We start from the raw sequence: 24,190 nt of genomic DNA, 5'->3' as shown, positions 1-24,190 counted from the left end.
CGCGCCCTCAGCAGGGTGAACACTTCGGCAGGTCTCCTGACTTGCGGGTCGATGCTGAACCGGACCTTCCCATCACGTGATGCGTGACAGTGGCGTATGCCGGTATCGCTCGCCGCTCACAGTTGCGGGGGCAGTCGTGGCATTGGCCGGTGCCTCACCACGTTCCCTTTTAACCGGACGGCAGTACCGCCCGGACCAAAGTGTCTTTGTTGCTACTAGGGGTCGCCAGGTTTGTGAAGGTGATTCTTACATATGATAGGCTGCGATGGTCTTGAGGGTCGAAAAACCGTAGAGCGCCTCGAAGCCTTTTTCGCGCCCATGCCCAGATAGGCCGGTCCCCCCGAATGGCAATTCGACCCCGCCGCCCGCGCCGTAATTGTTCAAAAATACCTGGCCTGCCCGCAGTTGTTTGGCCAATCGCATTTGACGCCCGCCGTTTTGCGACCATACCGCAGCGACCAGGCCGTATTGGGTGCCATTCGCGATTTCCAACGCTTCTTGCTCGGTCTCGAACGGAATGATCACCTGCACAGGACCAAAGATTTCTTCTTGCGCCAACACATGATCGGGGCAAACCCCCGCGTACAGAACCGGTGCGACGTACGCACCGCCGGACGGGGCGTTCGCGACGATCTTGCCGCGTCCTGCGACCTCGAGCCCGTCACCCTGGGCCAGATAGCCTTCGACGATGGCTTTCTGTCTTGCCGAGATCAGCGGCCCCACATCGAGGTCATCCATCGCCGGGCCGACACGAAAGGCGTCGTAGCGTTTACCCATTTCCGCCACAACACGATCATACGCCCCGCGTTGCACCAAAATGCGCGACGCAGCCGAACAGGTCTGACCGGCATTCTGGACCCCTGCATTTACCAAAAACGGCAGGGCCGCGTCGATGTCTGCATCATCAAACACCAACTGCGGGCTTTTTCCCCCCAATTCGAGCGTGACAGGGACCACGTTGCGGGCTGTGGTTTCCTGTATAAGCTTGCCGACCCCGACCGACCCTGTGAACGACACATGATTAACCCCGGAATGTCGTGTCAACGCGGCACCTGCTTCGGCCCCAAGCCCGGGTACCACATTCAGCGCCCCCCGAGGCAACCCCGCCGCGCGCGCGATTTCAGCAAAGGCAAGCGCGGTCAGGCAGGCTTCTTCCGCTGGCTTCAGCACGGCGGCATTGCCCATGGCCAGCGCCGCGCCGACCGAACGGCCAATGATCTGCATCGGATAATTCCACGGGATGATATGCCCTGTCACACCATGCGGTTCGCGCAAGGTATAAACGGTGTAGCCATCCAGATATGGTATCGTTTCACCATGCACCTTGTCGCAGGCCCCGGCATAAAATTCCATGTACCGCGCCAGCGCCACAACATCGGCGCGGGCCTGTTTAAGCGGCTTGCCCACATCCATCGCTTCAAGCTGCGCGAGTTCGTCGATGTGTTGCAACATGCCGTGACCTATTTTGGCCAGAACCCGTCCACGCTCGGCGGCGGTCGCTTTACCCCACTCACTGCGCAAAGCCTCGGATGCCGCTGTGACGGCCCGGTCGATATCCTCGTCTGTACCGCGTGCGATATCACACAAGGTGCTGCCATCGGATGGATTGATCAGAGCCGCATGCGCCCCACCGGTGGAAGGTACCCAATCGCCATTTATAAAGCAAAGCGATGGATCAAGACCAAGAGGCATTACAGGCATGGCGGACACTCCGATAAGAAAATCTTGCGGCACCTCAACACAATTCCCGCGGCACGGCGAGACCGTTTTGAAAGCGTGCCAAACGTTTTTCACATCCGTGTGAACCTTTTCGGATGCCGTGCGTTGTAGTCCCAATACCAAACATCGGAGCTTGCCTTGGAACACATTGCCTCAATCCGGCGGTCGCTTCAGCTGTTGGTCCTGATATCCCTTTTCGTCACCGCATATTTTGCCAAAGATCTTATTCTCCCGATATTATTAGGCTTTTTGCTCGCCCTCACCCTTAGCCCTGTTGTCAGGGCGATGTTCCGTATTGGTATCCCCTACGCGGTATCCGCCTTTCTGCTCGTGTTCGGAACGGCAATGGTGATCCTCGCGGTCGTCTTGCTGTCTGCGGGAACTGTCGCGTCCTGGAGCAATGAGATTCCCCAGATGGGGCAGGAAATAAAGGAAAAGCTTAGCGGGGTCAGTGACGCGGTCGAGACCATGCGCTCTGCTTCCGAAGAGGTCGACAAACTGGGGGCACAAGAGGATGCGCAGGGCCCGCAAGAAGTCATCGTGCGTCAGCCGGGTCTGCTTGATACCGCGATGGATACCGTCAGCAGTGCCGGCGCATCGTTGGCCGTCATCTTGATCCTTGCGCTTTTCCTTTTGGGATCAGGAGAGCTGTTTTATCTGAAGATGGTTCAATCCATGCCGACGCTCACCGGCAAGAAGCGTGCGCTTCAGACAGTTTACGACGTTGAAAAGCGCGTTTCGCGTTACCTGCTGACGATCGCCACAATCAATGCCGGACTTGGCACTGTCGTCGGGATCTACCTGACAGCGCTCGGCCTTCCTTCGGCTTATATCTGGGGTATCGCCGCGTTCATGTTGAACTTCCTGCCCTATATCGGCGGTATCGCCGGGGTGGTACTGGTCGCGGGATTTTCGTTGGTGACCTTCGACAGCGTGGGCTACGCGATGCTGGCACCGCTGGGGTATCTGTTTTTGACAACGCTCGAAGGGCAGATCATCACGCCGTGGTTGATTGGCCGACGGTTGGAGATGAACACCGTCGCAGTGTTTCTTACGGTGGTGTTCTGGGGGTGGCTATGGGGCATCGCGGGGGCCTTGGTTGCGGTACCGTTTCTTGTGGTGTTCAAGGTGGTCTGCGAAAACTTTGAACCGCTGCAGACCATCGGGAACTTCCTGTCCGCTGAACAGGTCGCCCCCGATGATATGCGGCAGCCTCCGAAAGCATCAACCAGCCAGTGATGGCAGCCAAAGCACGATACCGGGGAAAGCCACGAGCAACGCGATGGTGACGGCGTCCGCGACAAAGAACGGTGCCACGCCCTTGAACACGTCCTGAACGCTTAGGTCGGGTCGTACGCCGGCCACGACAAAGCAGTTCAAACCGATCGGAGGAGTGATCAGACAGAACTCTGCCATCTTGACGACGAGTATGCCGAACCAGATCGCGCACATCGGGCCTGACATGCCGAATGCACTGTCGGCCGCAGACACAAATTCGCCGCCGTTCAGCGCCATCACCGCCGGATAAACGACCGGTAGCGTCAACAGCAACATGCCGATGGCATCCATGAACATCCCAAGGACGGCATAAGCCAACAGAATGAACACAAGTATCAGAATCGGCGACGCATCCAGCGACGATATCCAATCGGCAAACGCCCCGGGCAGATCGGCAAAACCCAGAAAACGCACATAGATCAACACGCCCCAGATGATCGTGAAGATCATCACGGTCAGCTTGGCTGTCTCAAGAAGCGCGTCTTTCAACTCGGGCCAACGCATCCCACGATAAAGCGCCATCAGAAAAACGATGAACGCCCCGACTGCACCGCCTTCGGTCGGGGTGCCCCAGGCGTCGCCGAAAGGGTTGTATACGAAGAAGATGATGATGATCACCACAGCGAAAATCGGCAGAGCCGCGGGCAAGGACGCAAAACGCTGTTTCCAGGTGAAACCGCCGACCGGGGGGCCTACATTTTTCCAGATCGTCGCGATGCCGACGATCAAGATCGCATAGACCACCGCCGAGAAAGCACCCGGAATGAACCCTGCAAGCAACAGTTTGCCCACATCCTGTTCGACGATGATCGCGTAGATGACCAAGATCGCGGATGGGGGAATCAAGGAGGCCAAGGTTCCGCCCGCCGCCACCACCCCGGCCGCGAATTTCTTGTTATAGCCAATCGCCAGCATTTCGGGGATCGCGATGCGCGCAAAGACCGCCGCTGTGGCAACCGAAGCGCCAGATACCGCCGCGAAACCGGCGGTAGCGAAAACGGTTGATACGGCCAGACCGCCAGGCAGCCACGCGATCCAGCGTTTGGCGGCCTCGAACAACGCCCGTGTAAGGCCCGCGTAATAGGCCAGAAACCCGATCAGAATAAAGGTGGGAATCAAACTTAGCGTCTGGCTCGACACTTTCGAATGCGGCACCTGCCCCGCGGTCTTGATAGCGACGGTCAGCGCCCAGTCCAGCTCTGACCACTGCATACCTTTTTTGGCCCAGAAAATCCAGATCAGACCAATAAGCCCCGCCATAGCCGCGGCAAAGGCCACCCGCATTCCAAGAACGACCATCAGCAGCATGCCGGCCGAGACCCAAAGGCCAATTTCAATAGGATCCATCATCAGTCCCGTCCATCCAGATGTTCGGCTTCCGCCATCGCCTGTTCCGCGGCGGATTGTATCAACGGCACTGCCACAGGGTGGTCCAGGCCCAGCACAAGCGCCCTGCCGTATCCCCAGATTTGCAGGACCAGGCGCAATGCCAGCACGCTGAACGCCACGGGCACGACCAATTTAGCCGGCCAGATCGGCAGACCGATGTCGATTGAACTGTCCCGGCTCCATAGCGGGGACGAGAAATCAAAACTGCGTTGAAAATGTGCCCATGATCCCCAGATCAAGGCCAGCATCAATATCAGAATAACCACGACCGAGAACATCTCGGCGGCCCACAGGGCCCGGCCCCGGAGCTGCCCGATCAGAATATCCATGCGAACATGCCCGCCGTTTCGTTGGGTATATGAAATGCCCATGATGGCGATAAGCGGCATCGCAAATTCGATCCAATCCACATAACCAGGCAGAGGTGATGCAAAGAACTTTCGTCCGCTCACGGACCAGACCGCAAGCACCATCAGCATGAACACTGCAAGCCCGGAAATCATTGCAAAGAGCGTTTCCAGACGTAACAAAACTCTATCGATACGGCTTAGCAGACTGCCATCTTCCAGCACGGCGGATGATCCGGCCATGGGGGTATTCCTTTCGGGTTTAAGGAGAAATCGAATAGAAAAAGGCCGTGCAGAGAAAGCACGGCCCGATATTCACGTCTTAGTTGGACGCGCGTTCTTTTTCCAGTGTGGTCATCACCAGGTCATACAACTCCTGGCCCGGAATGCCTTGGGCTTCCATGTCCTTGACCCATGCCTCGCGGGCAGGATCGGCGGCCTTGGCTTTAAATTCCGCCAATACTTCGGGGGTGAACATCACTTTCTTGACGCCTTTTTCTTCCAGGATCTCGTCCCACCGGGCCAGAAGCTTGGCGTAGTTTTCCAGATAGTAATCCAGCGCCTCGTCTACCGAACCGTCCAGCGCTTCGCGTTCAGCATCAGACAGCGCATCATATGCGTCGATGTTGACAACGACCGGACAGTTGACCGTGCCTGGGTTCAGGTTCGCTGTCCACCAATCGGCCTTGTTGATCGTGCCATAGCTCAGGTGAGCGTGCTGCGCGAAGGCGACCGTGTCGACGACACCGGACTCCATGGCATTATATGCTTCGGTTGCGGTCACCGAAGTAGGAACGGCCCCGACCGCCTCAAACGCTTTGCCCAGGCCACCGGTCGCGCGGACGCGCATGCCTTCAAAGGATTCAAGTGTATCGCGCGGTTCGCCCGTACCGACCAGATTATACTGCGGCATGGGGGAGGTCATCAACATGCGTGCATTCCACTGCGCCATTTCCTTGGCTACAGCGGGGTGGGCATAGACCGCGCGCGAAACCGCGACTTCTTCTTTCAGGGTGTCGACCCCCAAAAACGGCAATTCCAGAACGGTGATCGCACGGTTCTTGTCTGGATGATAACCGGCGCAGAACTGCGCCATCTCGAAGGCACCGATCGAAATGCCGTCGAGGTTATCGGAGTTTTTCGACAAGCCACCGTAGCTGACATTGATGGTGAATTCGCCATTGGTCTTTTCGGAAACCAATTCGGCAATTTTTTCAACATGTTCGGTGAAGGCCCGACGTTTACCCCAGACGGAGGCGTTCCATTCGGTTGCGGCTGCTTGCGAAGCCAACGCGAAAGTCAGGGCGCAAACCGCTGCGCCGTTCAGTAGTTTATTCATGGTTATCTCCCTAGATGCGCGCGGTTGTTGCCCGCTTGGCCGCAAGACTATCGTGAGGGAACCGGGCTGCCAACCCCTCAAGACGCCGTGAGTGGTTCACGAGGATGCCTTCGGCGAGGATTTAGAGCCATTTGGAAGCTACGGGCACGCGTACAAGCCCAACGTTGACACGCAATAGCTGGCTTTAGTTGTCAAAATTCTGCACAGGGAGCATAAATTTACCAGCCAAAGATGGGATATGAAAAAAATTTACAAACAAAAGTCACGTTTCCAGATACTTATTCCCTTCTTTTCAGTTCACGTTATGATCCGAGCCGGGAGGGTCGCCCTTGATTTAGCCGGGGCGACCAGAGTTCTGAGGGAGGAACCATGTCACACGCCGACACAATGAAGTATCCACCGTCTGCCGATATGGCTGCTGGCGCACATGTAGACGCTGCCAAATATGAGGCCATGTACAAGGCATCGATCGAGGATTCAGATGGGTTCTGGCGCGAACAGGCGCAGCGCATCGACTGGATGTCGCCTTTCTCGACTGTCCGCGATGTCGATTTCACCTTGGGAAACGTCAAGATAAACTGGTTTGCAGATGGCACGTTGAATGTTAGCGCCAATTGTATTGACCGGCATCTCGAGACAAGGGGCGACCAGACAGCGATCATTTGGGAGCCTGACAGCCCTGACGAGGCGGCACAGCACATCACTTACAAGCAGTTGCATACCCAGACCTGCAAGATGGCCAACATTCTGCGGGATCTGGGCGTTGCCAAGGGAGATCGTGTTATCATCTATATGCCGATGATCCCCGAAGCGGCCTATGCGATGCTGGCCTGCGCGCGCATCGGGGCGATCCATTCGATCGTGTTCGCCGGATTTTCACCGGATGCGCTGGCGGCCCGGATCAAGGGATCTGATGCCAAGGTGGTGATCACCGCTGATTTCGCCCCACGCGGCGGCAAGGCAACCCCGTTGAAGGCAAACGCCGACAAGGCCTTGGCATCATGTGACGCTTCGGTCAAATGCCTGGTGGTGCGCCGCACCGGCGGCGACGTGGCCTGGAATGACGCGCGCGACGTCGACTATACGGCGCGGTCCAAGACGGCCGAATCCGCCTGTGCCCCCGAACCGATGAATGCCGAGGATCCGTTGTTCATCCTGTATACTTCTGGATCGACCGGGCAACCGAAGGGCGTGGTGCACAGCTCTGGCGGCTATCTGGTCTATGCGGCGCTGACCCACGAGGTAACCTTCGATTACCATGACGGTGATGTATACTGGTGCACCGCCGACGTGGGCTGGGTGACCGGGCACAGCTATATCGTTTATGGCCCGCTTGCCAACGGCGCGACGACTTTGATGTTCGAAGGCGTGCCGACCTATCCCGATGCCAGCCGGTTTTGGCAGATTTGCGAAAAGCACAAGGTGAACCAGTTTTACACCGCGCCCACCGCGATACGGGCCCTGATGGGGAAAGGCCGGTCTTTTGTTGATGGGTGCGATCTAAGCAGCCTCAAGCTGCTTGGCACAGTCGGAGAACCGATCAACCCGGAAGCCTGGAACTGGTACAATGATGTGGTCGGCAAAGGGTCCTGCCCTATTGTGGATACCTGGTGGCAAACCGAAACGGGCGGCCATCTGATGACGCCGCTTCCGGGTGCCCACGCGACCAAGCCCGGTGCCGCCATGAAGCCGTTTTTCGGGATCAAGCCGGTGGTGCTGGAACCTACGACGGGTGACGTGATCGAGGGTAATGACGTCGAAGGGGTGCTGTGTATCGCCGATAGCTGGCCCGGTCAGATGCGTACGGTCTGGGGTGACCATGACCGCTTTGAACAGACGTATTTCAGTGATTACAAAGGCTATTATTTCACCGGTGACGGGTGCCGCCGCGATGAGGACGGCGATTACTGGATAACCGGGCGAGTGGATGATGTCATCAACGTGTCGGGGCACCGCATGGGAACCGCCGAGGTGGAAAGCGCGCTGGTCGCCCACCCCAAAGTTGCCGAAGCGGCGGTCGTTGGATTCCCCCATGCCATCAAGGGACAAGGTATCTATTGTTACGTATCCCTGATGAGTGGTGAGACGCCGTCGGAGGAACTGCGCGGCGAGCTGCGCAACTGGGTGCGCAACGAGATCGGCCCTATTGCGTCGCCGGACATGATCCAGTGGGCACCAGACTTGCCGAAAACCCGTTCGGGGAAGATCATGCGGCGCATCTTGCGAAAAATCGCCGAAAACGACTTTGGCTCGCTTGGTGATACATCCACTCTTGCCGAACCCGAGGTGGTCGACGAACTGATTGCCAATCGGATGAACCGCTAGGCCGCAAGGTCCCGCAGCCGCGACCACAAAAAAAGGGGCATCCATCTGGATGCCCCTTTTTCTGAAGGTTCTGCCGAACAGTGGCGGCACCTTGTTCAGGAATGCGTCTTATTCAGGGATACGTTGGAGAGTGATTTCTCCGACACCGATGGCAAAGTTCAGACCATTCTGGGTGTTGACGCTGATCGGCTGCAAGGCCAGCGTATCTTCGGAGCCACCGACCATGACGTTAGCGCCTAGACCGACACCGACCGTGGCTTCGGCCGACACGCCTTGATAGCTACCGTCCAAGCCGCCTTCGTAAGGCTCTGCTTCGGTTGGCGCCAACACCAGCCATGACATCTGACCGTTCTGCGTCTTGCCGATGTCGATGCCGTAACGTTTGATGTTGCCGATATATTTCTCGTCCGGGAGACCCTCTTGGATTGGGTTGAACGTACAAGTGAGTTCACGCGTGGAACCAAAGATGAAACCTGTGCCATCACCGACATCGCAGCTAAGCGAGCCGATTTCGGTATGGTCGACAGATTCGCCATTCTGCGCGAAAGCCGGGGTAGAAAGTGCCGCACCGGTAACCAGTGCTGCCACGGTAAGTTTTACGGGCATAAAGCGATTGATGTTCAAGGTCATATTCAATTCCTTCCAGCGGAAAATTCCGCATGTATATAGTATGAGCGTCGGCATTCGGGTGCCTGCTGGCGGATACTGGAACCTCACGCTCCAGCCCCCTTCTCCGACAGGCGATTGTCAGGTGTGACAGGCTCGCCCCTCAGTACGGGAATAACCCCGCGCTGTGATTTAGGTTCCAGCAAAAGCCCCATGGTATCGTCGGTGGCGGGGTTTTGCTGTCTGGACAAATGACGGCCCCCGTGGCACCGCTGCGCCATGAGTGATCCTATGCAAGCTTTCATCCCGCTTCCCGACGCAACGGTCGAATTGCGCCGTGCATTTGGCCGGTTCGGCACGGGAGTAACCGTGATTACCGTGCAAACCCCGCTCGGGCCGCTGGGAATGACCGCGAATTCGTTTTCATCGGTGTCGCTGGACCCGCCGCTGGTCTTGTGGTCGCCGGCGCTTAGTTCGAAACGTCACGACGCATTCACGCAAGCGGCGCATTTTGCAGTGCATATACTCGGGGCCGACCAGAAAGACCTGGCGGACAGCTTTGCCATTTCCGGCCATGCCTTTGAGGGGCTGAACTGGTCGGCGGGGCCCAACGGGGCACCAACGCTGCCGGGGTGCCTTGCCACCTTTCATTGCGAAACCTTTGCGATACATCCGGCGGGCGATCATTCCGTGATCTTGGGCCAAGTCCAATACGCGGCTTTCCACCCCGACGAAAACGCCCCCGCACTGTTGTTTGAGCAGGGACGTTTCGGTGTGTTCACCGCTTCTGAATAACTGCCTTAGTAATCTTTCTGGAAAAACAGCCCTATGCCGGTGTCGCCATCCGACCCGACCGTCCCTTTTGCGCGAAGGCTTTTGGTAAGATCAAGGTTGATGGAAACATCCGCCGTTCCATCCGAAGCGGCCGTCACGTCAGTGTAAACATTCTCGGATATGTATTTGCCTGCACGTACCGCCGTGGCACCGCTGTCGGTGGTGGTCACATCGAGATTATCCAACCCGAAACCTGCGCGAAGATTGGAAATGATCCCCGCGCCTCCCCGTCCGGCAAGGGTCGCGACAGCGCTGGCCAATTGCAGCGCCTGAAACGCCGAAATTTCCGAGATGTTGCGTCCAAACAGTAATTGGGACAGCACCTCGTCCTGTGGTGATTCGGGCGTGGATGCAAACGAAACCACGGGAGCGGTAGCCTTGCCTTCAATGATGATGCGGACTTCGCCGGTCGCGGTGGTGGTAGATGTCACGAAGCGCAGATATGGGACAAGGTCACCTTCGAATTGCACCGCACCTTCGGTCAGTTCAAACCGCTTGCCCAGGATATCAAGGCGCCCGCGCACCAGATCGAAGCGGCCAGCGGATATGATCCGGTTGGTCGTCCCAGTAAGAAGCAGGCTACCGCCAAGTTCGGCATCCAAACCGCGACCACGCACAAAGATACGGCGCGGCGCATTGATACGGATGTTTAGACCGAAACCGGGACCGGTTGAAGGTGCCGCGACGTCCTTGCCAGCATCCGGCCCGCCTAACCCAGCCTTGCGTCTGGTTGCAATCACATCAGCGGTTGCCCCGACAAAGTCGATTTGCGGAATGTCACCTATGCTGGTCAACCCCGTCGAAGGCACCGAAATCTCGGTTTCGCCGACGTCGATCTGACCGTTGATTTGCGCCCCTGCTGTCAAGGGCCCTGTGATGCGCAAATTACCGTTCAATGATGTCCGGTAAAGCGCAGGGTCAATCAGGACCAAATCGCCTAGACGCACATCGAGATCGGCGGGCAACGAACCTGTCAGGGTTATCGCACCTGCAACATTGACCTGACCACCGTCGGAATTGCGCGCAGACAGGTTGATCTGTGCGCGGTTGTTCGCCAGTTCGATAGAGGCCGCAATGTCTTGGAGGGTGATGCGCAGATTCGGTGCCGAAAGGGATGCGTTGCTGGTCCGGATCTTGCCCGAGACCGAACCGAGTTGAGGCGGGCCATCAACTTTGAGGTCGAAAGTTGCCTGCCCCTGAAGGTTTCGCGGCGCGATGAACGGGGCCGACAGGCCCAAAGGCGCGTTACCTTGGATATCCAAATTCAGGTTGCCATTATTAGCCACCAGGCCCGACACTGTGGCGCGGGTGCCCGACGGCCCCGTGGCATTTGTGTCGACGTGCCAGCCCGTGCTGTCTTGTCGCGCATTGCCTTTCACGTTCAAAGGTCCCGCCAGTTTGGGCACAATGGCCGCAAGGTTGGGCACTGTCACATCAAAATCCAACGACGGTTGGTCACCGGTCACGGTCCCTTGGATCGACGCACGCGCAGCATAGGGGCCCGTTGCGTTGGTATTGATTGCGATGCCGGACGCGGTCTGGCGAACCGACCCTTTCGCGGAAAGTGGACCAGAAACAGTCGGCACGAAAGGCTGGACGTTGGGCACCGACACATCAAACGTAAGAGACATATCGGGGCCAGTGGCCAACCCTTCGACCATCGCGCGTGCGCCATGCGGCCCTGTGGCGTTGGTATTGACGAAAAAGCCTTTATCGGTTTGCCGCACTGTGCCAGAGGCACTTACCGGCCCATTCACCTGCGGCACGATCTGCCCGACGTTGGGGATGGACGCGTCAAACGCAATGTCGATCATCGGGGTCAGCATCCCCTGCACCGCAACCTGCGCATCATAAGGACCGGTCGCCTTGGCATCGATCTGGAACCCCTGATCAAGCTGTTTGAGAGTACCAGTGGCCACGACGCCACCTGAAACTTGCGGAACGAACGTCTGAACATGTGGAACGGAAGCTTCAAAGCTCAGATCCAGCGGCATTACAAGACCTTTGACAGACGCCACGATATCGTCAGGCGCGGATGCCTTGGTGTCGACCTGCCAGCCTTCAGGGGTCTGGCGCAGTACACCGTCCAAGGCGACCTTTCCGCCGATAGGGGCGTCAGGGACGAAATCCTTGAGCTCGGGAACCTTTGCAGTGAAATTGATTGCGGCGTTTTCCCCCGTAGCCAACCCCTTGGCGGTCAGTTCGGCCCCATAAGGGCCATCTGTCTGCGCGTCGATCGTCCAACCCCGGGTATCCTGGTCGGCTTGGGCCGTGATTTTCACCGGACCGGAATACTGAGGCACAACCAAGCTGATATCGGCCAAGGTCGCTTCGAACCGCGCCTGAGAATTATCACTGCGCAGTTCTGCGCCACCGGTGGCGGAAACAGCGGCATTTTTCAACACAAGGTCGCGAACAAAAGTGCCGGTTTCATCGCGGGATGCCGCGACGCTCAGCGTGGTTTCGCCCGCCAGCACAGCGTCGGCCTGTGGGATGCCAAGTTTCAGATCCTGGGTCAGGCCCGCAATGTTCAGATTGAAGGTCCCGTCAAGCGGTGCCACCTGTCCGGTGATATCGACAGAGGCACCGCCCGCAAGCTCCCGCCCGGCAAGCGCGGAAAACCGACTGATATCAGTTGCTTCGAGGCGCGCGTTGAGCTGGGTCAAAAAGCTGTCCGCGGCCCCGCTGATAGATAGGTCTCCGGCCAGGCTGTAATCTGTTCCGGTCAGGTCAAGTTCGGTGATCTGCACCGGTTTTCCCTGGATATAGGCAATCAGCGTACTGCCCTTCAACGACGTGCCGATGGCTTCGGACATGGCCGGGTTCGTCAACACCATCCCGTCGGCCGAAAAATCAAGCGCGCCATTGAATTCGCCGACAGTACCTGCACTGCCCTCCAACGTTCCGTTCATCTCCAGTTGGGTGCTTTCAATCGCCAGGGCATCGGTGGCAAGCTCCGCTACATCGAATTTTGCACTGATCGCGTCGCCATCGGCCGCATCGTACTTCACATCCAGAGCAACGCTGCGCACGTATGTGTCACCGCCCGCGACCGGCAGGAGCACTCGGCTTCCATCAGCGCTTGCGACGGTGCCGGTAATGTCGATCAGACTAGGCCATTTATCGCTGTTTAGTGTGACTTTACCCTTTAGATCGGCGGATTGCGCCTTGAGAGTGAAGTCACTGATGTCAACGCCGCCATCTGCCTGCACCAGCGAATCCACGGTCAATGCAACGTCGGGACCAAAGAATTCGCGATATTTGGATAGAATTAAAGCCGTGACGTCCCCGCTCAGGTCGGCCCTGATCCGCCTGTCAGGGTTGGTGCTGTCGCCTTGCTCCGCGACCACCACCTGACCCTCGATGCGCGGCTCGCCATCGGTGGACAGATTGATGTCGGTCTTGAAGTTCGACAAGGGCCCTTGCCCCGCGACGGTCAGATCAACCGATGGTTCATCCGGAATTTTGAGCGTGCGTGCAACAATACCCCGAGATTCTTCTTTCAGGTTCACCAACAGGTCCAGAACGTTCTGTCCACGTTCCAGATTGGCCTTGATGTTGAATTCCCCCAGCTTGCCGTCAGTGCGGCGCGCCTGCACATCCACCTTTGCCATTTCATCGTTGATCAATGCGTTCGCCTTGACCGTCAGCTGAGCAGGTTCACCCAGAACCGGAGCGCCGAGGTTGATTTCGTCCACCGAGAAATCCGCAATGTCGATCACCACCGGCAGATCGGGAATGGTGGGAAAGGTAAAGGGTTTGGCTTCGGGGTCTGGCAGCCCGGTGGGTTGGGCCACGGGCAAGCGCGGCACCGTCAGCCGTTTGGCTGTCAGGGCCTGAACCTCCAAGCGGCCCCGCAACAGCGCTGACCTGTTCCAATCCAGCTCGACCCCCTCAAGGGTAAGCCATACACCCTGATCGTCAGATATCGTCATCGTGTCGAACCGTGCACGCGAACTCAGCGCGCCGGCGAATCCATCGATGCTTACCGTGCGCCCGGCCCCGCTAAGCGCGTTTTGAATGGTGCGGGTCAAAAACCCTTTGTCGCCTTCTTGAGCGGTCGCAACCGTCGCGAAAAAGACCATGATCAGAACTGCTAGTTTGCGCATGAGAAGGATCAAAACGATTGTCCAATACCAATATAAACCTGAAAATTCTCGTTTGTTGCGGGGCCGGAAACCGGTACGGCCAGGTCAACGCGGATCGGGCCGATACCCGTGGCATAGCGCAGGCCAAGCCCCGCGCCTGACTGCCATCTTCCCGATCCATCGAAAAACTCTTCGGCACCAATATATCCTGCATCGGCAAAAGCGACGACACCAACCTTTTTTCGTATCTGAAAGCGCGCCTCTGCCGAGACTCCGACAAAACTGCGCCCGCCTACGGTCTTGCCGTTGCCCAGATCGACCCCTAACGACTGGTAGGGTTGCCCGCGAACAGTACCACCGCCACCTGAGTAGAACAGGTAATCAGCAGGAGCCTGGGCGAGCGTCGGCCCGTATACCGACCCCAATTGACCACGAAGCGCGAATGTCAGCGGGCGTTCCGTACCGAATGTTTTGTACCCGCGCACATCAACATAACTGCGCAACCCGTTGGCAGAGCCTGATAAAGCCAGGAATGGTGTCAGACTCGCCTTTGCATAATACCCACTTTTCGCATCTAGCCGTTCATCACGGTAATCGTGGGTCGCACTCAGCGGCAATGTAAACAGCGTGTACCTGTTGGTTCCGAAAGCATCGCGTGTCTGAGCGGTGCGCAACCCTATCCCGAACGAATACGTCCGTTCCTTGCTCGCGATCCGTTCGATGCCGGTTTCCAGGTCCAACTGGCGCGAGAAAAAGTTGACTTCGTCAAGTTGTTCGATCTCGGCAAGAGCATAGAAATTCGTATCTGCATTGAAGGTAGCTGGGCGTTCAAACCGGGTGGCCAGACGATAATCCACCCCACCGGAATTACCGGCAATGCCAGATATATCACCCTCGACACGCAGGCTTTCGGCGCCCCCAAGCAAGTTACGATGCAGCCAGTAACTGCTTACCTTAAGCCCCGCAATCGACGACAGTTCAGCACCAAAACCAAAACGCCGCTTGGGCGCATCTGCAACCTGCGCCGTGATCGGCAACTTGTCGGGTGCGACAATCTGATCGGATTCAAGCATGGCAACCGAACTGAACGCCCCGGTGCGGCGCAACCGGGTCGCTGCCATATCCAATTGCTCTTGCGAATAGACTTCGCCGGTGGGCAAACCTGCAATCTTGACGATCCGGCGCAGCCGAACGTCGCTTTCGCCTTTCACCGTCAAGTCGCCGAACCGCAGCCGAGGCCCCGGATCAAGCCGCAAGGTCGCGCTGATCGTGGCGTCAGGGACGCGCGCGGTAAGCTGTTGATCGGCCAAGGCGGCCTTGGCGTGACCCAAGTTGCGCCATCCCTCGATCCCGGCGGCCACGGTGTCTTTCATCACACCCAGTCGCGCGGTTTTCCCTACCGCAAATTCTTCCGGCAATTCGGTGTCTTTTGCCAGTGGCTTGATCTCGGCCTTGGCGAAGCTGAATTTCTTCCCTGTGTCCACCGCAATCACCGCGCGATTGATCTGGCGCGGCGGTTTAACAGGCGGAATCGCGGACGCATCCACACCATCCAGGGTAATCTTGATGACCGAAGCAAAATAACCCTGATCATACAGCACCGCCAACAAGCGGGCATAATCCGCCTGTGCAGCGGCCAAAAGCTCCTGCGTCGATGCCACGACATCCTCAGCGGTTTGCTCGCGCAACAAAGACCCGCCCGAAACTGCTGCGTAAACATCGGAATTCTTGTCGAGACCCGTAATATCGAGCGTCGCCGCAAAACCCGTTCCACCAACCCAGACCCAAGCGAGTGCGGCGCAGGACGCCTTAAGAGATCGCTTGTACCCGTCTGAATTCTTCCACTTCATGCGGTGCTCCTGTCATCCAAAGACAATTCGCTGTTTCTAGGCCCACGGTGCAGCAGGCCGCAACCTCGGCAATCTGCGCAGTAACGTCATGGGGTCCATATCGGAAACAGTCATCGCTCAGCAAACAGTGTCTTAGGCAAATATGGAAATGTGAATACCAAATCCGGTGGTATCTATGTCAATTCATGCACCCAAAACCAAGAAAATTGCGAAAAAACGATGAGTTGATACAAAACACCCGCCCAGGTAGGTGCGGCGGGTGTTTCGCTTGGTGCCCAGTCAGACTGCGCGATGTGTTTTCAGGATCAGGCTGATTTGGCCAGATCGCGCAGAACATAATGAAGAACGCCACCGTGTTCGATATATTCAATTTCGATCGCGGTATCGATCCGGCATTTGATCATGATGTCTTTGACCGTGCCATCGGCCATGGTGATTTTGCAGGGCACTTCCTGCAAAGGCTTGATCGTATCCAGACCACTGATCGATACGGTTTCTTCGCCCGTCAGGCCCAGGGTCTTGCGGGTGTCGCCATTGGTGAACTCAAACGGGATTACACCCATCCCCACAAGGTTGGACCGGTGGATACGTTCAAAGCTTTCGGCAATTACCGCCTTCACGCCGAGCAAGGCAGTACCTTTGGCTGCCCAATCTCGCGAAGACCCGGCCCCGTATTGTTCACCACCAAAGATAACCAGCGGCGTGCCCATGTTCTGATAGGCCATCGCAGCGTCAAAGATCGACGTCTGTTTGCCATCGGGCCCTTTGGTATAGCCCCCTTCGACACCATCCAGCATCTCGTTCTTGATGCGGATGTTGGCAAAGGTGCCGCGCATCATCACCTCGTGGTTGCCCCGGCGGCTGCCGTATGAGTTGAATTCGCGCACCGGCACCTGACGATCAACCAGATATTGCCCCGCAGGCGTTGTTTCCTTGAACGACCCGGCAGGCGAAATATGGTCGGTGGTGATCATATCACCCAGAACCGCCAGAACTTTGGCGTCATTGATGTTGGTGATTACGCCCGGCTCTGGTGACATGTTCTGAAAATAAGGCGGGTTTTGCACATAGGTCGAGGTCGGTGGCCAGTCATAGGTTTTAGCGTCCGTCGTTTCGACCGACTGCCACTTTTCATCGCCCTTGAACACATCCGCGTATTTTTCTTGAAAGGCTTCGCGGGTAACGGTTTTTTCAACCAGCTCGGCCACTTCCTGCGTCGTGGGCCAAATATCTTTCAAATAAACGTCGTTGCCGTTCTGATCCTGACCCAGCGGGCTATTCGCAAGATCGACGTTCATGTCACCCACCAGCGCATAAGCCACGACCAGCGGCGGCGACGCCAGATAGTTGGCACGCACATCGGGCGAAATACGCCCTTCAAAGTTGCGGTTACCCGACAGGATCGAGGTGCCTATCAGATCATAGTCGTTGATCGCCTTGCTGATCTCGGGCTCCAAGGGACCGGAGTTGCCGATACAGGTGGTGCAACCATAGCCGACCAGGTTGAACCCGATGGCATCCAGGTCCTCTTGCAGGCCGGCGGCTTCGAGGTAGTGCGACACAACCTGAGACCCAGGGGCCAGCGAGGTTTTGACCCAAGGCTTGCGGGTAAGCCCCAACGCGCGGGCTTTGCGCGCGACAAGGCCCGCACCGATCATCACATATGGGTTGGACGTGTTGGTGCACGATGTGATCGAAGCGATGACGATAGAACCGTCATGCAATTGGTAATGTCCGTCATCCGTCAGAACAAAGCCACGCTTGTGATTGCCTTCATCACCCGGGATGTCGCACGGCTCGGGCTGACCGCCCTCGCCTTCCCACCGCACTTCCGAACTTGCCGAAGCATCCTTGCCCTCGCGTACCCCTTTGACGTAATCGGCAAATGCAGTGTGGGCCGTCGTCAGAGCGATATAGTCTTGCGGACGTTTCGGACCCGAGATCGCAGGCACGATCGTACCCATATCGAGCGACAACGTGTCAGTATAGATCGGCGCATAGTCGTCACCGCGCCACATGCCGTTTTCCTTGGCGTACGCTTCGACAAGCGCGATCCGGCCTTCGTCGCGGCCCGTGGTGCGCATGTACCGCAGCGTTTCGCCATCAATCGGGAAGAAACCACAGGTCGCACCATATTCCGGTGCCATGTTGGCGATTGTCGCGCGGTCCGCCAAGGGCAGGCTATCAAGGCCGGCACCATAGAATTCGACGAATTTGTTCACCACACCTTTTTCGCGCAGCATCTCGACCACTTTCAGCACCAGATCGGTCCCGGTGGTGCCCTCCATCATGGCACCGGTCAGCTCGAACCCGATAACCTCGGGAATCAGCATGGAGATCGGCTGACCCAACATCGCGGCCTCGGCCTCGATCCCGCCAACACCCCAGCCCAGAACGGCCATGCCGTTGACCATGGTGGTGTGGCTATCGGTACCGACCAACGTATCAGGGTAAGCAACTTCGACACCGTTTTGGTCTTTGTCAGTCCAGACAGTCTGCGCCAGATACTCCAGGTTGACCTGGTGGCAGATGCCAGTGCCGGGGGGCACAACGCGAAAGTTGTTAAACGCCTTCTGGCCCCATTTAAGAAAGGTATAGCGTTCGATGTTACGTTCGTACTCGCGGTCAACGTTCATCTGGAACGCACGCGGATTGCCAAATTCGTCGATCATGACCGAATGGTCGATGACCAGATCAACCGGGTTGAGCGGGTTGATCTTGTCCGCATCGCCACCCAAGGCCACCAGCCCGTCGCGCATCGCCGCAAGGTCAACCACGGCGGGAACGCCGGTGAAATCCTGCATCAGCACGCGTGCGGGACGATAGGCGATTTCGCGTGGGTTCTTGCCACCATTCGCGCCCCATTCGGCGAACGCCTTGATGTCATCGACGGTGACCGTTTTGCCGTCTTCGAAACGAAGCATGTTTTCCAGAACCACCTTCAACGCGGCAGGCAAGTTGGAGAAATCACCCAGACCGGCTTCCTGTGCAGCAGGAATCGAATAATAGGCGATGGATTGGCTGCCCGAGGTAAGGGTCTTACGGGTTTTGGCGGTGTCCTTGCCAACAAAAATGGTCATGGATGGCTCCCTTTATGGGTTAAAAAGTGCGGTGACTTGCGGCCTGAATGCCTTATCAGGCAATACATTTCAACAGTTATAAGCGCTGGATATAACAGATGTATACCGTTGTGTACAAAAATAACCACCCCCCACGTAATTTGACGTAACATCGGGTCAACAAAGCTTGAATGGCAATCTAAGATAGTCCGGTCTACAAAAAGAAACATAGCTTGAAAGTTGTGCTACCTATGAAACGTCTGACTTCGATACTCCTTGCCGTTGGGCTATTTGCCGGTGCCCCGGTGGCCGCGCAAAATCGACCCGTAGTAGTGGAGCTATTTACCTCGCAAGGGTGTTCGGCGTGTCCTCTGGCTGATCATGTTCTGAAAGAGCTATCCGAGAGGGATGACGTGATCGCATTGGCGCTTCATGTGGATTACTGGGACTATATCGGCTGGAAGGATCCGTTTGGCGATCCGTTGCACGGGCAACGCCAACGGGCCTATGCTTCGGCTGCGGGGCGCACATCCATATATACCCCTGAAATGGTGGTCAACGGTACCACCGACGTGGTCGGAACCAAACCGATGGCCTTGAGCCGCGCGATAGAGCAACACCGGCAAGATCCGGTGACGGTCAAACTTGATCTGGTTCGCGCAGCGGGGGTTGTCCATATTCACGTCGAGCCCCTGGCCGGAGCGGCTGGCCCCTATACCCTGCACATGTTGCGGTATCGTCCATACGCCACGACCGAGGTCAAAAGAGGTGAAAACGCGGGCAACACCATCGAGAATTACAACATCGTACAGGATTGGCAGGTTCTGGGCCGATGGGGCGGCCAAAAGGCCTTTGACACCAACGCCAAGCTGGCAGGTGACCTTCCGGTCGTGGTTTTGGTTCAACAAGGCGAAGCCGGACCTATCGCAGCCGCAGCGCGACTTCGGTAAACCTGTCTAGTTGTCGTTGATACGCCAACGGCGATGCACCCAGAACCACTGTTCAGGATCTGCGATGATCCGCGCGGCAAGGCTATCATTCAGCAATTGGGTCATGGTCAACGCATCGGTATGGGGGATCGGTCCTTCCAACACCGTCTCAAAGGACAGCCCGTCAGCTTGCCGGATACCATAAAACGGGATCAACAGCGCATCATATCGAAGGGCCAGTTCGGCTGCCGATAGCGCCGTGTTCGCGGGTTCGCCCAGAAAATCCAGCTGGGGGGCACCAAAAACATGTTGATCGAACAGCAATACAAGCTGACCACCCTGTTTGAGATGCCGCACAAAACCCGCCGTACCGCGTCGCCCCTGCGCAAACACCGGCCCGCCGAACGCCTCCATCGTTTTCACGTAGTGCGCGTTGAAGTAGGGGTTTTTCATATCCCGGTAGAGCCCGCCGATATCATAGCCCCTCGCGACCAGACATGCTCGGGTTGCTTCGTAATTTCCGTAATGACCCGTGACCAAGATCACAGCCCGACCGGTGGCCGCGGCCTGTTCGAGCGCTGAAACCCCTGCCCCGGTTGGCGTATTCTTCGCCATGCGGTCCGGGAATTCACGCGGCGAATAATTTTCGATAAAGCTGCGACCGACGTTGTTAAGACATCTGTCAGCGATTTCGTCGCGTCGATCGTCGGAAATTTCGGGCCATATCATAGCAAGGTTTTGGCGAGCCCGCTTGCGGTACCCCGCAAGAGGACCGACAACGCGCTCGACCATCCATCCGACAAAGGACAGGCGTGCACTGTAGGGAATCATCAACGCAAAGCGAACCAGGCCCACGATCACGGCATTGGTCAGGTAATGCCCGATACGTCGACCGACAGGGTCTTTAGAGGGGGATGCTAAGGGGGCCATATGCCTCGACTAACGATGAGAAAGCGCCCCTGCGCACAGGAGCTTTCATTTCTTAGCGTGCGTGGACGGCAGCAACAAGCAGGGCAATAGGCAAATAGCCCAACGGCATCTCGTGCCCTGCCTGACCATTTGGCGGCCTGTACCGCGAGTACCGCCAAAACGGCGAACAGTTGGGCTTTACAGTGGCATGTACACGCAGCCGATCAGGTTGCCGTGATTGACATTGGCCAGGGTCATGATTGCCGCAGTCGCGCCCTGCTGATCGGCCAAGGCCGAAGCAGCACTGCAAAGCTTCATGAATTCACTGAACTTACACAACTTCCACGTTCTGCATCATACACCGTACCCTCAGCGCAAGACATCGCGTGCTGGTCGGATGAACAGGTCGCGGAAGCAAATGAGGGCAGAACGACCAGAGCCAACGTGACCCAAACGGCCGGGCGCGCCTTGAGCGACGCATTTGCTATTCCAGGTTTCATCAGACTACTCCTTTGAGATGCAGACACAGGGTACACGCCCTTGCCACGATCTCAAAGGGGTTTGTCAGTCGTGATCGCTCCCGGTGCCGGGCCCGCTACCGTCAGTCTTTGAAAACCCGGTTGAAAATCGTATCCACATGTTTTGTGTGATACCCGAGATCGAACTTGGCTTCGATCTCTTCGGGGCTCAATGCGGCCAAGACCTCGTCATCTGCCAGAAGTTCGGTTTTGAAATCCTTACCCTCTTCCCAGACTTTCATCGCGTTGCGCTGAACCAGACGATAGCTGTCCTCGCGGCTGACACCGGCTTGGGTCAACGCCAGCAGAACACGCTGCGACATCACCAATCCGCTGAATTTGTTCATATTGGCCAGCATGTTATCCGGGTAGATCAACATGTTGTCGATGACGCCGGTCAATCGGTGCAGCGCGAAATCAAGGGTAATGGTGGTATCCGGGCCGATGGCCCGCTCTACACTGGAGTGCGCGATGTCGCGTTCATGCCACATGGTGACATTTTCCATAGCCGGGATGACCGCCATCCGAATGGTCCGGGCCAGACCCGTCAGGTTTTCGGTCAATACCGGATTTTTCTTGTGTGGCATCGCGGATGAGCCTTTTTGCCCAGCCGAGAAGAACTCCGCCCCTTCCAGCACCTCGGTGCGTTGCATATGACGGACTTCGGTCGCGACATTTTCGATCGAGCTGGCGATAACGCCGAGCGCGGCAAAGAATGCGGCATGGCGGTCGCGCGGTATGATTTGCGTGCTGATCGGTTCGGGGGTAAGGCCCAGTTGTTCGCACACGTGCTCTTCGACCCGGGGGTCGATGTTTGCAAAGGTCCCGACAGCGCCCGAGATGGCCCCGGTCGCAATTTCGGAACGGGCGGTTCTGAGGCGCGTCAGGTTGCGGTCCATCTCGGCATAGAAACGCGCGAATGTCAGCCCCATGGTGGTCGGTTCAGCATGGATACCATGACTGCGCCCCACACGTACCGTACTTTTATGTTCCATCGCGCGGCGTTTCAGCGCCGCGAGCAGCGCATGCATATCCGCGATCAAGATATCCGCGGCGCGGGTCAGCTGCACGTTGAAACAGGTATCCAATACGTCGGACGAGGTCATTCCCTGATGTACGAAACGCGCTTCGTCGCTGCCGACATGTTCCGCAAGGTGGGTCAGAAAGGCGATAACATCATGTTTCGTCATAGCCTCTATTTCGTCAATGCGCGCGACGTCGAATTCAGCATCCCTGGCTTTCCAGACCGCCTCGGCATTGGCCCGCGGAATGACGCCGAGATCGGCCATGGCATCGCAGGCATGTGCCTCGATCTCGAACCAGATGCGGAACTTGGTTTCGGGTGACCAGATTGCGACCATCTCGGGGCGGGAATAACGGGGGATCATACGAGGATACCTCTGTTTTGGGGGTGTGATTTCTGCGCGGGATAGACTGCGGGGACGTAAAGGACAAGTCTGATCGGTGTTCCTGAACCAGCCAACGGTATCGCGCGCGTAAAGGTCGGGTGCCTCCGGCGGGAGTTTAAGAGGCAAAATGAAAGGTCCGGCCGGTGCTAGAGTTTTCGGGGTGGCGATTGGCCGACCGCTCGGGCTAGATACCGAAGATTGAAAATATGCAGCTTTAAGGAATGGCCCTGTAATGCGTGATATGTCCCGCCTGAACCCCGCCACAATCGCGGCCCAAGCCGCTGGTGCCGTTGACACGCATAGCGGTGGCGTGGTGCCTGCGTTACCCATGGCGACAACGTACTTGCGCGGCGAAGATTACCAGCCATTGCGACCCGACAACATCTATCTGCGTGATCAGAGCGATATTGTAAGGGTGGCCGAGAACGTTTTGGCGCAACTCGAGGGAGCTGCGGACGCGTTGCTGTTTCCGTCAGGCATGGCCGCCATCGCCGCCGCTTTCCGCACGGTCCCCAACGGCGGGCGCGTGTTGATGCAAAGCCAGATATATTGGGGGACCACAAAGTGGGTGCGCGACTTTTGCGCACGGCGGGAGATCGAGCTGCGCGAGGTTGAGGCATCAGATACAGATGCTTTCACGCGACTGTGCGAGACATTCAAACCGACGCTCGCATTGATAGAAACCCCGTCTAACCCGTGGCTGCGCATTGTTGACATCGAGGCTGCCGCGCAGGCCGCACATGCCGCGGGCGGGATACTGGTGGTAGACAGTACCGCCGCTACGCCGATCTTGCAAAAGCCGCTAAGCTTGGGGGCGGATATCGTGATGCATTCCGCGACCAAGGGCATCAATGGTCATTCAGATGTATTGGCTGGCGTTTTGGCGGTGCGCGATACAGAGCCGAAGGTCTGGAACGATATCAAGGTTGACCGGCATGATACAGGTGCCGTGATTGGCCCGTTTGAAGCATGGCTCTTGGTACGCGGCATGCGCACCCTCCCCCTGCGGATGCGGCAGATGACGCAAAATGCACTGGCCGTGGCGGAGTTTCTGGCCGAGCAACCGCAGGTCGAGGCCGTGCTTTACCCGGGGCTTGCGACCCACGCCGGGCACAAACTGGCCACCAGCCAGATGGCAGGTGGATACGGGTCCCTGCTGTCATGCGTTGTCCGGGGCGGCGCAGATGTGGCTTTGCAGGTTGCGGGACGGCTGAACCTTTTTCACCGCGCGACATCGCTTGGGGGTGTCGAGAGCCTCGTCGAGCATCGCCACACCATAGAACCACATACGGGAATACCGGAGGGCCTGCTGCGTCTGTCGGTGGGAATCGAAGATATCGAGGATCTCAAGGCGGATCTGCGAGGGGCGTTGGGAAATTAACGTGATCAGATAGTGCAAGCCGCCGCGACAGCCCGGCTGGACCGGGCATCGCTGTATCAGATGATCAAGTGTCCCGAATTCACATCAGCAAAGTTCGGCGGCGCGACATGCATCCTGTCCGCGCAAGCTGCCCTGAACTTCCGGCGCTGCAAGCAACGCCAAGACGACCGATGACGGAGCCCGAAACACGACGCGATGCATGATCAATGA

At 57.4% G+C, this 24,190-nt stretch carries 15 protein-coding genes and 1 riboswitch; of the genes, 5 read left to right on the top strand and 10 right to left on the bottom strand.

From position 1 onward, the window contains the following. Window positions 1-9: 9 nt before the first annotated feature. Window positions 10-215: riboswitch (cobalamin riboswitch) on the bottom strand. 31 nt (window positions 216-246) lie between these two features. Beyond that, window positions 247-1,701, bottom strand: coding sequence for an aldehyde dehydrogenase family protein (locus tag AC13DE_RS17215; RefSeq protein ID WP_446312679.1), 1,455 nt, complete (start codon window positions 1,699-1,701; stop codon window positions 247-249). Window positions 1,702-1,857: 156 nt separating this feature from the next. On the opposite strand from AC13DE_RS17215, the gene AC13DE_RS17210 reads away from it, so the two are divergent. After that, window positions 1,858-2,958, top strand: a complete 1,101-nt coding sequence (locus AC13DE_RS17210; RefSeq protein ID WP_446312680.1) for an AI-2E family transporter — start codon at window positions 1,858-1,860, stop codon at window positions 2,956-2,958. Here the strand turns inward: AC13DE_RS17210 and AC13DE_RS17205 are convergent. The 3 genes from AC13DE_RS17205 to AC13DE_RS17195 form a co-directional block, all read right to left on the bottom strand. Continuing rightward, window positions 2,944-4,344, bottom strand: a complete 1,401-nt coding sequence (locus AC13DE_RS17205) for a TRAP transporter large permease (protein ID WP_446297149.1) — start codon at window positions 4,342-4,344, stop codon at window positions 2,944-2,946. The genes AC13DE_RS17210 and AC13DE_RS17205 overlap by 15 nt on opposite strands. Before the next feature lie 2 nt (window positions 4,345-4,346). Then, window positions 4,347-4,976 (bottom strand): TRAP transporter small permease subunit, encoded by a 630-nt coding sequence (locus AC13DE_RS17200; RefSeq protein WP_446297135.1) that lies wholly within the window; start codon window positions 4,974-4,976, stop codon window positions 4,347-4,349. A 79-nt stretch (window positions 4,977-5,055) separates the two neighbouring features. Then, window positions 5,056-6,072 (bottom strand): C4-dicarboxylate TRAP transporter substrate-binding protein, encoded by a 1,017-nt coding sequence (locus AC13DE_RS17195; RefSeq protein ID WP_483048523.1) that lies wholly within the window; start codon window positions 6,070-6,072, stop codon window positions 5,056-5,058. 369 nt (window positions 6,073-6,441) lie between these two features. Between AC13DE_RS17195 and acs the strand changes: the two genes are divergently transcribed. Further along, window positions 6,442-8,397, top strand: coding sequence for an acetate--CoA ligase (gene acs, locus AC13DE_RS17190; protein WP_483048522.1), 1,956 nt, complete (start codon window positions 6,442-6,444; stop codon window positions 8,395-8,397). Window positions 8,398-8,505: 108 nt separating this feature from the next. Here acs and AC13DE_RS17185 read toward each other — a convergent pair whose 3' ends face one another. Next, window positions 8,506-9,027, bottom strand: coding sequence for a DUF992 domain-containing protein (locus AC13DE_RS17185; protein WP_446297138.1), 522 nt, complete (start codon window positions 9,025-9,027; stop codon window positions 8,506-8,508). 267 nt (window positions 9,028-9,294) lie between these two features. Here AC13DE_RS17185 and AC13DE_RS17180 point away from each other — a divergent pair, with 267 nt between their 5' ends. Beyond that, window positions 9,295-9,798 (top strand): flavin reductase family protein, encoded by a 504-nt coding sequence (locus AC13DE_RS17180; protein WP_483048521.1) that lies wholly within the window; start codon window positions 9,295-9,297, stop codon window positions 9,796-9,798. A gap of 5 nt (window positions 9,799-9,803) precedes the next feature. On the opposite strand, the gene AC13DE_RS17175 is transcribed toward AC13DE_RS17180, so the two are convergent. The 3 genes from AC13DE_RS17175 to acnA form a co-directional block, all read right to left on the bottom strand. Then, window positions 9,804-13,946: a translocation/assembly module TamB domain-containing protein gene (locus AC13DE_RS17175; RefSeq protein ID WP_483048520.1), complete on the bottom strand. Its 4,143-nt coding sequence runs from the start codon at window positions 13,944-13,946 to the stop codon at window positions 9,804-9,806. Window positions 13,947-13,954: 8 nt separating this feature from the next. Then, entirely contained in the window at window positions 13,955-15,775 is a 1,821-nt protein-coding gene (locus AC13DE_RS17170; RefSeq protein WP_446297141.1) for an autotransporter assembly complex protein TamA, read from the bottom strand. A 305-nt stretch (window positions 15,776-16,080) separates the two neighbouring features. Then, complete coding sequence (gene acnA / locus AC13DE_RS17165; protein WP_483048519.1) at window positions 16,081-18,855, bottom strand: aconitate hydratase AcnA; 2,775 nt, start codon at window positions 18,853-18,855, stop codon at window positions 16,081-16,083. A 230-nt stretch (window positions 18,856-19,085) separates the two neighbouring features. On the opposite strand from acnA, the gene AC13DE_RS17160 reads away from it, so the two are divergent. Further along, window positions 19,086-19,784 carry a DUF1223 domain-containing protein gene (locus tag AC13DE_RS17160; protein ID WP_446297143.1) on the top strand — a complete coding sequence of 233 codons (699 nt, stop codon included), beginning with the start codon at window positions 19,086-19,088 and terminating at the stop codon, window positions 19,782-19,784. 6 nt (window positions 19,785-19,790) lie between these two features. Here the strand turns inward: AC13DE_RS17160 and AC13DE_RS17155 are convergent, their stop codons facing one another. Together AC13DE_RS17155 and purB are read right to left on the bottom strand one after the other, a co-directional pair. Further along, window positions 19,791-20,693, bottom strand: a complete 903-nt coding sequence (locus AC13DE_RS17155; protein ID WP_483048518.1) for a lysophospholipid acyltransferase family protein — start codon at window positions 20,691-20,693, stop codon at window positions 19,791-19,793. Window positions 20,694-21,273: 580 nt separating this feature from the next. Then, window positions 21,274-22,578, bottom strand: a complete 1,305-nt coding sequence (gene purB, locus AC13DE_RS17150; RefSeq protein WP_483048517.1) for an adenylosuccinate lyase — start codon at window positions 22,576-22,578, stop codon at window positions 21,274-21,276. Window positions 22,579-22,831: 253 nt separating this feature from the next. Between purB and AC13DE_RS17145 the strand changes: the two genes are divergently transcribed. Then, window positions 22,832-23,980: a trans-sulfuration enzyme family protein gene (locus AC13DE_RS17145; RefSeq protein WP_483048516.1), complete on the top strand. Its 1,149-nt coding sequence runs from the start codon at window positions 22,832-22,834 to the stop codon at window positions 23,978-23,980. Window positions 23,981-24,190 lie beyond the last annotated feature (210 nt).

This window comes from Sulfitobacter sp. L-8 (assembly GCF_056859255.1).
This window is presented reverse-complemented; position numbering and strand designations above follow the sequence as displayed.

Excerpts from the sequence above, each read along its gene's own strand:
- AC13DE_RS17215 (WP_446312679.1), bottom strand. The coding sequence starts at position 1,701 with ATGCCTGTAATGCCTCTTGGTCTTGATCCATCGCTTTGCTTTATAAAT.
- AC13DE_RS17205 (WP_446297149.1), bottom strand. The coding sequence starts at position 4,344 with ATGGATCCTATTGAAATTGGCCTTTGGGTCTCGGCCGGCATGCTGCTG.
- AC13DE_RS17200 (WP_446297135.1), bottom strand. The coding sequence starts at position 4,976 with ATGGCCGGATCATCCGCCGTGCTGGAAGATGGCAGTCTGCTAAGCCGT.
- AC13DE_RS17195 (WP_483048523.1), bottom strand. The coding sequence starts at position 6,072 with ATGAATAAACTACTGAACGGCGCAGCGGTTTGCGCCCTGACTTTCGCG.
- acs (WP_483048522.1), top strand. The coding sequence starts at position 6,442 with ATGTCACACGCCGACACAATGAAGTATCCACCGTCTGCCGATATGGCT.
- AC13DE_RS17185 (WP_446297138.1), bottom strand. The coding sequence starts at position 9,027 with ATGACCTTGAACATCAATCGCTTTATGCCCGTAAAACTTACCGTGGCA.
- AC13DE_RS17180 (WP_483048521.1), top strand. The coding sequence starts at position 9,295 with ATGCAAGCTTTCATCCCGCTTCCCGACGCAACGGTCGAATTGCGCCGT.
- AC13DE_RS17175 (WP_483048520.1), bottom strand. The coding sequence starts at position 13,946 with ATGCGCAAACTAGCAGTTCTGATCATGGTCTTTTTCGCGACGGTTGCG.
- AC13DE_RS17170 (WP_446297141.1), bottom strand. The coding sequence starts at position 15,775 with ATGAAGTGGAAGAATTCAGACGGGTACAAGCGATCTCTTAAGGCGTCC.
- acnA (WP_483048519.1), bottom strand. The coding sequence starts at position 18,855 with ATGACCATTTTTGTTGGCAAGGACACCGCCAAAACCCGTAAGACCCTT.
- AC13DE_RS17160 (WP_446297143.1), top strand. The coding sequence starts at position 19,086 with ATGAAACGTCTGACTTCGATACTCCTTGCCGTTGGGCTATTTGCCGGT.
- AC13DE_RS17155 (WP_483048518.1), bottom strand. The coding sequence starts at position 20,693 with ATGGCCCCCTTAGCATCCCCCTCTAAAGACCCTGTCGGTCGACGTATC.
- purB (WP_483048517.1), bottom strand. The coding sequence starts at position 22,578 with ATGATCCCCCGTTATTCCCGCCCCGAGATGGTCGCAATCTGGTCACCC.
- AC13DE_RS17145 (WP_483048516.1), top strand. The coding sequence starts at position 22,832 with ATGCGTGATATGTCCCGCCTGAACCCCGCCACAATCGCGGCCCAAGCC.